The sequence below is a fragment of the Vibrio sp. 1401 genome, from assembly GCF_033340295.1.
This window is the reverse complement of the sequence record NZ_JAWOWF010000080.1, coordinates 1-8,131: the sequence shown is the minus strand read 5'-3', so window position 1 is coordinate 8,131 and position 8,131 is coordinate 1. Positions and strand designations below refer to the sequence as shown.

General features: G+C 38.2%; 11 protein-coding genes. 4 read left to right on the top strand and 7 right to left on the bottom strand.

The features are described 5' to 3' along the window. The 3 genes from R7Z77_RS23230 to R7Z77_RS23220 form a co-directional block, all read right to left on the bottom strand. Positions 1-534: type IV secretion system protein (locus tag R7Z77_RS23230; protein WP_318136854.1), on the bottom strand; the 534-nt coding region annotated here is incomplete at its 3' end. 9 nt (positions 535-543) lie between these two features. After that, the gene (locus R7Z77_RS23225; RefSeq protein WP_213961453.1) at positions 544-783 is read right to left on the bottom strand and encodes an EexN family lipoprotein; all 240 of its coding nucleotides are present in this window, start codon (positions 781-783) and stop codon (positions 544-546) included. Positions 784-797: 14 nt separating this feature from the next. Further along, complete coding sequence (locus R7Z77_RS23220) at positions 798-1,115, bottom strand: hypothetical protein (protein WP_213961454.1); 318 nt, start codon at positions 1,113-1,115, stop codon at positions 798-800. A gap of 430 nt (positions 1,116-1,545) precedes the next feature. Between R7Z77_RS23220 and R7Z77_RS23215 the strand changes: the two genes are divergently transcribed. After that, positions 1,546-2,109, top strand: a complete 564-nt coding sequence (locus R7Z77_RS23215) for a helix-turn-helix transcriptional regulator (protein WP_213961455.1) — start codon at positions 1,546-1,548, stop codon at positions 2,107-2,109. 43 nt (positions 2,110-2,152) lie between these two features. Here the strand turns inward: R7Z77_RS23215 and mobC are convergent, their stop codons facing one another. Continuing rightward, a complete protein-coding gene (mobC, locus tag R7Z77_RS23210) occupies positions 2,153-2,683 on the bottom strand; it encodes a plasmid mobilization relaxosome protein MobC (RefSeq protein ID WP_213961456.1) in 531 nt (176 codons plus the stop codon). 600 nt (positions 2,684-3,283) lie between these two features. On the opposite strand from mobC, the gene R7Z77_RS23205 reads away from it, so the two are divergent. Next, positions 3,284-3,967 carry a replication initiation protein gene (locus tag R7Z77_RS23205; protein WP_213961457.1) on the top strand — a complete coding sequence of 228 codons (684 nt, stop codon included), beginning with the start codon at positions 3,284-3,286 and terminating at the stop codon, positions 3,965-3,967. A gap of 611 nt (positions 3,968-4,578) precedes the next feature. On the opposite strand, the gene R7Z77_RS23200 is transcribed toward R7Z77_RS23205, so the two are convergent. Next, positions 4,579-5,055 (bottom strand): hypothetical protein, encoded by a 477-nt coding sequence (locus R7Z77_RS23200; RefSeq protein ID WP_213961448.1) that lies wholly within the window; start codon positions 5,053-5,055, stop codon positions 4,579-4,581. 75 nt (positions 5,056-5,130) lie between these two features. Next, the gene (locus R7Z77_RS23195) at positions 5,131-5,589 is read right to left on the bottom strand and encodes a helix-turn-helix domain-containing protein (RefSeq protein ID WP_213961449.1); all 459 of its coding nucleotides are present in this window, start codon (positions 5,587-5,589) and stop codon (positions 5,131-5,133) included. Between the two features lie 1,036 nt (positions 5,590-6,625). Here R7Z77_RS23195 and R7Z77_RS23190 point away from each other — a divergent pair. Continuing rightward, on the top strand, positions 6,626-6,862 hold the full coding sequence (locus tag R7Z77_RS23190; RefSeq protein ID WP_213961450.1) for an AbrB/MazE/SpoVT family DNA-binding domain-containing protein: 237 nt from the start codon (positions 6,626-6,628) through the stop codon (positions 6,860-6,862). Then, complete coding sequence (gene mazF / locus R7Z77_RS23185) at positions 6,859-7,200, top strand: endoribonuclease MazF (RefSeq protein WP_213961451.1); 342 nt, start codon at positions 6,859-6,861, stop codon at positions 7,198-7,200. The genes R7Z77_RS23190 and mazF overlap by 4 nt, the downstream gene beginning before the upstream one ends. A 374-nt stretch (positions 7,201-7,574) precedes the next feature. On the opposite strand, the gene R7Z77_RS23180 is transcribed toward mazF, so the two are convergent. Then, positions 7,575-8,131, bottom strand: a 557-nt coding sequence (locus R7Z77_RS23180) for a type IV secretion system protein (protein WP_318136853.1), incomplete at its 5' end; no start/stop codon positions are given.

The window sequence follows — 8,131 nt, the reverse complement described above, 5'->3', positions numbered from 1 at the left end:
AAATAAAGGCCCAATAGCCAAGAGGACAGCAGTCATTATTTTGCTTAATAAGATTAAGAACGCCACAACACATGTTAAAACGCCACCAAACGCTAAAACACAAATAGCAATTAAGTACATTCCAAAATTAGCATCAAGTATACTCCCCTTATCCCAAGCAGCTTCTGACACTTCAAAAATTTGGGAAAACAAAGAATCTAAAGCGGAAGACACAGAAGTTGACTCACCTCCTGTAACTACTTTAGAGATTTCTTCCGGGCCTTGTGATAACACGTTAACAACGATGTCTGTGTAGGTCCCGATGGTTAGCCCTAAGGATATAATGAAGCCTATTCTAAGTATTCGAAAAACCCCCTCTTGTAGAGGTTCGTTAACTTTTCCGAACATCATCAGATAGCCCCAAATGGCAATCCATATGATTAACAAGCTGGTAAATATAGGAGAGATAAAAGATATTATGTTTGTAGCTGTATCAAAGACATAGCCTTCTAATGCCCTATCAACCAGGTCAAATGTAGCTTGGAAGAAGTTCATATTATTTACCTACCCTTCAAACTTTAAAGTGGGGAGGCTGCCGACTATAAGCTCTTTTTCTGCTTGTCTTGCATTAATACAGTTTGGGTGCTCTTTTAGTTCACCAGGATTGTTAGAGCATTTTTCTAGAGTAGTATTGCGTTCGACTTCATTCAATTTGAACCATGCAACATTATGTATTTCTTCATTTTTATCAAAACAACCGGTTAGAAAAATACTTAACATAGCCACCAACGTTAAAGATTTCATATAATCACCTCCATTTAATTTTTTCGTGCGCACGAATTTATTTGGTCTCGCCTCTTACTTTGAGACCTTTTCCTCTGAAGGAAGATGGAGTTATTTTCAAAATCTATACTTTTAATATCTATAGACTCCATCACCTCTTTCATTTCCTCAATACAGCAAAAGAAGTCTTCAGGAAGAACATCCTGATCATCAGAAAGATAGTTGCGTGCGTAATTAGCAGTTACTAATAGAGTTTCAAGTTCATTTCTCATTGAAAGACGCTCAATATCTTGCAAGCGAAATAATTGATAAATTTCCTCATCCCTAGATGTGATAGACTGACTGTTACCCATAATTGCCTCCTATTTAGGCGTTGTGGTTAGGAGTAGTTGAGGGGACCATCCTCAACTACTCCATTCAAATGCCTTTCTTTTCATCATGCTCTCTAATCTTTTTAAGTTGCCTTTTTAGCTCGTAGAATTCTGTGTCACTGACCCAAAAGTATCTCTGATACCGACCCAAAGATTTTTGCCTAGAAATAAAATCCTTCTGGCGTTCATTTACACTTTTAGCCACCCTAACTCCGCACAAAAAATCACCACTCAAGTTTGAATCATATCAGTCGTTACAAATAACGCAATAGTACCGCTACTGTATTATATTATTAATATCAACAACTTATATATTTCAAATCATATACTTACGTTAGTGGGCTTAACTTTCTAGTGAATGAAAGTTATTCTTAATAATTAAAAATTAGATAAGTAATAAAATGAGTTGGAAATGGATTTACTAAGAATAAATGACGCGTGTCATGTCACGGGACTGTCACGAAAAACACTCTATAGGTACATGGACAAGGGGACACTTAAATATCAAGAAATTGACGGTAAAAGGCACATTGCCTTAAGCGATCTTAAAGGAATAAAAAGACTTCCTAAGAAAAAAACTGAGTCAACCGAAAGCAATGACACAAAACTTGAAATAAGCGAACTAAAAAACGAGATAATTAATTTAAAAAACAGTATATTATCCTTACAAAAGTGCATTGAAGAAACAAACGATATGTTGGTAAAGTATGCGTCAAAAAGTGAGTCTAAAAAGACAATTGACACAAAAAATGCACCATTAAAAAAAGAAAATATTAGTGGTGATAATGAACGGAGAGCAGAAGAAGCAAAAAAAAGAGTTTTCAGTGCCTTAGATAAGTTACTCGAAACCGATTCAATTCCACTTTATCGTGGGAAAATTTCGCCTTCAGGAGTACAGAAAGCAACTGGAATAGACCGAGGAACTATATCCAAATATTTACAAGAGTGGTCTGAAAAGAAGAACTATAGTGTTTAATTTCCATCCGATTTTAGATTTCCATTAATGTTACGCGAAATAATTACCTTTCTTCCCAACGGTTCATGTTGCGATCAATTAGATCGGCAACTTGGCCTTTGTGCTGTTCTATTCGTTCGATCAGGTTTTCAATGGCATCTTGCTTGATTTTATCACTCTCATAGAAATCAATGTTTAACGCTTTGACTACCTGATTGAGATTCCGGCCAATTGCAGCTAGTTCACGATTTGATTCGCGTAATACATTTATTTCCTTATTGGTAAGGATAGGGGCCTTATGAAGGGCAGATTGAACAACAGCCGTTGTCCATTTGGTCCTGGTTGTATAACCTTCTTTTTCAGCTCGTTCTATCAGTTTTCTATCTTCGTATTCTGTTAACCGAATAGTAATTTTCCTAGCCTTCTTATCATCATTTAAGCCAGGGAAATCTATGGGGATAGTTTCATTAGAAATACGCTGAATAACCCTTCTCAACATGTCAGATTCACTTAAATTATTTACCCTGCAGAAGTCCTGCCAGGCTTTTTTTTCTGTTTCAGATAGTCGAGTTTTTACAACTTCTTGTTTACTCATATGCAGTCTTAAAAAAAAGGGGGGAAAGATACTTTAGCAAAGTTGGTACCATTTGCCAGCAAAATGCGAATCCTGCCTTAGCCTTAAGCCCCCCAAATCTTTTCGTGCGTACGAAATTTTAGTGAATCAAACAGCAACACTTTCTCCGTCGAAACTTCATTAGATTTCTCCAAAAAGCATTTTTGATAAGAAAAATAAAAAAATCTTTATTGTAGACGCGGAGCGCTTTCTATCAGGTTTGTTAGAGCATCTCGGTGACTGTGTGTAAAACTGGGAACGGCTTGCCCGTTCCAGTTTTTCCACATTCATCCGTAGCATCGTTGTTATTCACAACAGAATTTCTTTTTAATAATCTTTTTTATTCTTTTTATTCTTGTTTTTAATGGTCCCGAAGCCCTTATGTGCTAAGGGCTACAGAGATCTATGGTGGACAGATTTACGGTAAAGGTGGACAGATTTACGGTTCTTGGGTGGACAGATTTACGGTGGTAAGTGGACAGATTTACGGTGGTATTCACAGGTTTGGGAGGACTAGTTGAAAGTTAGTCCTCCTTTATGTAAGGTGGACTAAATAAATACCAATCCACCATAAGGTGTAATGTGAGTAATCTATCTGTAAGTAAATCTAACTGCCTGGTAGATGCTAGCTATAAGCTAAATGCTCAGGCGCAAAAGTTAGTATTAGCATGTCTAGCTAAATTAGACTCCAGAAGTGAAATCCCCAAAGAAGTTAGACTCTCAGCTTCTGAGTTCTCTGAGTTGATGTGTATTGACATGAAGAATGCACATAGAGAGATGTATAAAGCTGCTGACGCGTTATTTAAGTCAAGTATTGTATTGCGAGATGAGCAGGAAGAAGTTGAGCTTTACTGGATTCAAAAGAAAGCAAAGAAGTTGAAAGGTGAGGGAGTCATAACTTTAACTTGGTCTGATGATGTACTTAAGTATATAAGCCAGTTACAGAGTCGATTTACAAAATATAAACTTAGAAATATAGCTAATCTTCAATCTGCACACTCGATTAGACTCTATGAGCTCTTGATGCGTTTCAACTCTACTGGGGAACGAGGGATACACCTGGAAGATTTTAAGTCTGCTTTGGGAATTTCGGATAAATACCCTCTGTTTAAAGATTTAAATAAAAGGGTTATCAAACCTTCCGTAGAAGAATTAAATCAAAGAAGTGATTTGATCATTAAGTATGAAACGATAAAGAAAGGCCGCTGTGTTACTGGATTAGCTTTTAGTTTTAGACAAAATCCACAGATGAAAATGGAAGTTTGATTTGATGGTAAGCAGAGTTCAATGACCTAACTGGTTATCTGATACCTAAAGTAGAAAAACGCCCGATAGAGGGCGGTTTTTGTTTCAAACTAAACTTGTCATTTTTAACCTGTAAATTGGCCTGTAAACCGTCACAAACTTTCATACCTGTTTATCAGTACCTGAGCTTACTAAATGTGGGAAAAGTCGCTCCTGGAGCTTCTGAGGGGGCGAGAGCGATGTTTTTGAGGGATATCTTGGTCATTTAACATATTACCAATAACACGCCCCGGGTTTTGGATGTGGAAACATACGTATTTACGTATGTGTTGGGATAGGCTCTTTCTGATACGAGAGAGGGACTTACCTTTGTGTTACCTATGTTGTTTCTATTAAATAGAGCTTTACTCTCTTGCACTAATCTACATACGATCATATTATTACCGTGTAGAAGGGCTTGATGTGTAACCTTAATCTGGTTTGGTTATATATTTTTACGCTACTTGTGTTGAACCAGAACAGCACAATAGATTGTTAAGGATTTACTCCTGTCCCGACCCCTATGAGCTAAGGGAACGCCACGAACGATCACTCATTTACGAAGGCTGGTTTATAACCAGCCTTTTTTGTATCTAGAGGGTACCCATTAACGTTCCTGGGTGACTTTTTCTATCGTATGCAGTCACTATGCTGTAGTAAGGGTCTTCACCTTGTGGTCGTTTTAGCTCTACAATGACCATGCCTGAACTTGATTCTAAGATTATCGGCTTGTTTGGATCCTTACCGTAATCAATCAGAACTTCAGCGCCACCTCTGATTACATTTTCTATAAACTTAACCACATCAGATGCATCTTGAGCATTAATTTCACTTCTGTGCTTATCCCAAATATGACGTAGGCCAAAAGCCCCTTTTAGCTGCTTGACCTTAAGGTCATAAAAACCAGGATCACCTAGCTTTAAGATAACTTCCGCTTCTGGGAATTGACTATTTAACTTTGGGATTTGTCCAAATGATGTAGTTCCCTTTGAGTTTGTTACCCTAGCGTTTTTTGTTTTTTTATTATTTAGTACCTGATGCGATACATCGCCTGGTAACAATACATTCATTCATTCCACCTTATTAATTTCTTATTATCTTCGACACATATTACTTACTCTTTATTTAAAAAACTAAAGTTCGTCTTAACTGGTAACTGACTGACTTCCACCCCGTCTAAGTCTGCCATCTTCAGACTTCCTTTCAGCTTTGAGTTTGGAAAGAAGCTTTGACTCTTTCTTCAGCTTTTTGACTAATCCCGATAGATCATAAGAGTTTGAGCTCTGCCCTCCCTTCTCATAAAACCGTGCTTCACGCTTTATCAGCCCTTTGTCTTCTAGGCTTTTCATTGTTTTTCTTACGGTACTAATATCTCGATTTATGTAGTCCGCAATCGTTTTTTTTGAAGGGAAGGGGGATTTATTGTCTTCCCACCAATACTTTAATAACACTAGCAATATGTTCATCTCTGTAGGGTTGAGCTTAAGTGCTTGCTGTCTTTCAATTAAAGTATTAGGAATGGCTGTCCAACCTTCATTGATTACCTCTTTTCCCCAACGCTTGCTCAGTTCTTGAGGTTTTATTTCTTGTGCTTCTTTGCTCATCATGTACCTAAGTGTGGCGTGACTCTTGTTTATATAGCGAGTATATGTACCTGATTGAGCTTTGAAAATACATACCACATGTGCAAAAACGCCTCCCCCAGTATTTATATCCTGTAGGTGTGGGTCGTATTGGTATGATTTCGATGCGTATGTATCGTATATGTATCTTATTTGTGGGTCATTATCGCCTAGGTATCTGGAGGTGTTTTTGCCTCTACAGGAGGGGGTTTTTACCTAGGTTAGGAGGGAGAAATTACCTCTGCACTTTTCAATAAAATAGTTAAGTTTTAGTGAGATACCAACCATTTTGTCCTTTTCATATTTTACAGACCTAACCGTCCGATAATGACAGAGTAATGCAGTGCAAGGAACTTATCATAAAAGAGTTAGATGGAGTAAGCAGAGAAGTGTCTAACGTGAGTTATGGTGCTTTAGGGATAAGAATACTTGTATCTTGACGAAGAAGCTGAGATTATTACCCTAAGCCATTGATCCTTTTGACGCCACCCTTTAGATGTGGTAAGCTAAAAGCCTTGCATTCAGTTTTGCAATTTAGCTTACCACATCTAAAGGGTGGGCGACTTAAGTTATTGTTTTTAAAGATTTTTTCTTTTATCTCTAGTAAAAAGAAAGAAGCGCCACTTCCTAAGTTTTTCCCGAATTTACGCAATTTCTTTGTGTTATTTTTCCTCATATACATTTCCTCTGATGGTTCGTTTTATGGCTTTTTAAATGCTCTATTGTCAGCTTTAATTATACCACATTTCTGTCGGTTTTATAATTAACTTGTTGTTTTTATTGGGTTAATCATATTCCCCATCTAGAGTGTATGAAGAAGATTCCTCCTTTTTTCAGCGCCTCGATATATGTTGATACATTGTATATCCAAATAACTAGTGCTACATTATCAGTATCTACAAAGTAGATACCATGAAAATAATATTATCATGCCACGATATAGTGGCATTTAGAGTAATGAAAGTGAGTTAAAACTCCTACACAGGTCGAAAGAAACCAGTAGGGAAGGAGCGAAACTATGAGTGTTGCGATTGCACGATGGGGAAACAGCGCTGCTGTTAGAATCCCAAAAGAGGTGATGGCGAAACTAGCACTAAACATTGGCGATGCTATGAACATCGATGTTGATGTTAAGGGTGAAAAAATTGTCATAGAGCCATCTAAGCCTAGCTTAGAGAGCTTACTTAGTATGATTACTGATGATAATCGCCATCAAGAGCTATTGAACGATATGAAAGGTAACGAAATTATATGAGTTCATCCGTACCAGAAAAAGGTGACGTTATTGTAATTAGCTTTAACCCACAAGCAGGGCGTGAGCAAGCTGGTGAGACTAGGCCAGCATTGGTGGTATCACCAAAAAGCTTTAACAGTAAAACAGGGTTTTGCGTTGTCTGTCCTATAACGAACCAGAAGAAGGGGTACCCTTTTGAGGTAGACGTTGAGGGAGCCAATCAGACAACAGGCGTTATATTAGCCGATCAGTTTAAATCCTTAGACTGGAAGAGCAGAAAGGCAAGGGTTGTAGATTCTGTGAATAATGAAACCTTAAAATCGGTACGAGACTTAATAACAACGATCGTTAACGCATAAAAAAGACCGCATAGCGGTCTTTTTTTATGCTCTATAACCATCATAGAACCGTGGGGTAAGCTGCATTCTATCGGTTCTTATACATCTCATTCCTAAACATTTATTAGAGTGCTTTGAGCTATACCCCCCTTCAATAAATCGTTATTGGTGTTCACCATGGTGCTTTCGTAGGGCTGGCCATACTGACCTTCTCCATCTCCACTGAAGTATCCCGAGAAATGAAAAACCTATATATATTAAAACCTTAAGTTCATAATCCCCGTAACCAAAGAATAAAAGAACAAGTAGTACAAGAGAAGCTACAACCCATAAAGTCGAAACACCTAGCTCCACAACTCGCATTGCGTTTTCCCAGCCATCCTTAATTCGATCGATCATGCTTCCCCCCTGATAGAGTTACCGCCTCCGAAGCGCTTTTGATAAGCCGCATAACCTTTTCTACTTGCCCCATATGTACCTGTAAGTGGCTTAGCTGCAACTCCTCCCGCCAAACGCAAATCACGTTGTACATTTCGGTACTGCCTACGGATATGGGTTGGTCGCATTGCACTCATTGTGGAACCCAAAGCTCCTTGAGTTGCGAGAGCCACACCGCCACCTAAAGCAGATGCAACAGATGGCACCTGTTTTACGACCATAATACAAAGACCATAAAGCAAGCAGAGAATCGAAGCATCCGCTAAAGTAGATAACGCTGTCAGATCTGACGACATACTTCCCATAGCCACATCTGCTAGTGAAATCATCAACTTACCTATAGCACTCCCAAGGATAAGAATTAATCCTTGGTTTATAAGCATGCCTAACCAGCTTTCGAAGAATCGCTGTGTAGAATTGAATAGCAACATAACGATAAATAAAGGCCCAATAGCCAAGAGGACAGCAGTCATTATTTTGCTTAATAAGATTAAGAACGCCACAACACATGTTA

Coding starts and splice junctions, on each gene's coding strand:
- R7Z77_RS23225 (WP_213961453.1), bottom strand. CDS start 783: ATGAAATCTTTAACGTTGGTGGCTATGTTAAGTATTTTTCTAACCGGT.
- R7Z77_RS23220 (WP_213961454.1), bottom strand. CDS start 1,115: ATGGGTAACAGTCAGTCTATCACATCTAGGGATGAGGAAATTTATCAA.
- R7Z77_RS23215 (WP_213961455.1), top strand. CDS start 1,546: ATGGATTTACTAAGAATAAATGACGCGTGTCATGTCACGGGACTGTCA.
- mobC (WP_213961456.1), bottom strand. CDS start 2,683: ATGAGTAAACAAGAAGTTGTAAAAACTCGACTATCTGAAACAGAAAAA.
- R7Z77_RS23200 (WP_213961448.1), bottom strand. CDS start 5,055: ATGAATGTATTGTTACCAGGCGATGTATCGCATCAGGTACTAAATAAT.
- R7Z77_RS23195 (WP_213961449.1), bottom strand. CDS start 5,589: ATGAGCAAAGAAGCACAAGAAATAAAACCTCAAGAACTGAGCAAGCGT.
- R7Z77_RS23190 (WP_213961450.1), top strand. CDS start 6,626: ATGAGTGTTGCGATTGCACGATGGGGAAACAGCGCTGCTGTTAGAATC.
- mazF (WP_213961451.1), top strand. CDS start 6,859: ATGAGTTCATCCGTACCAGAAAAAGGTGACGTTATTGTAATTAGCTTT.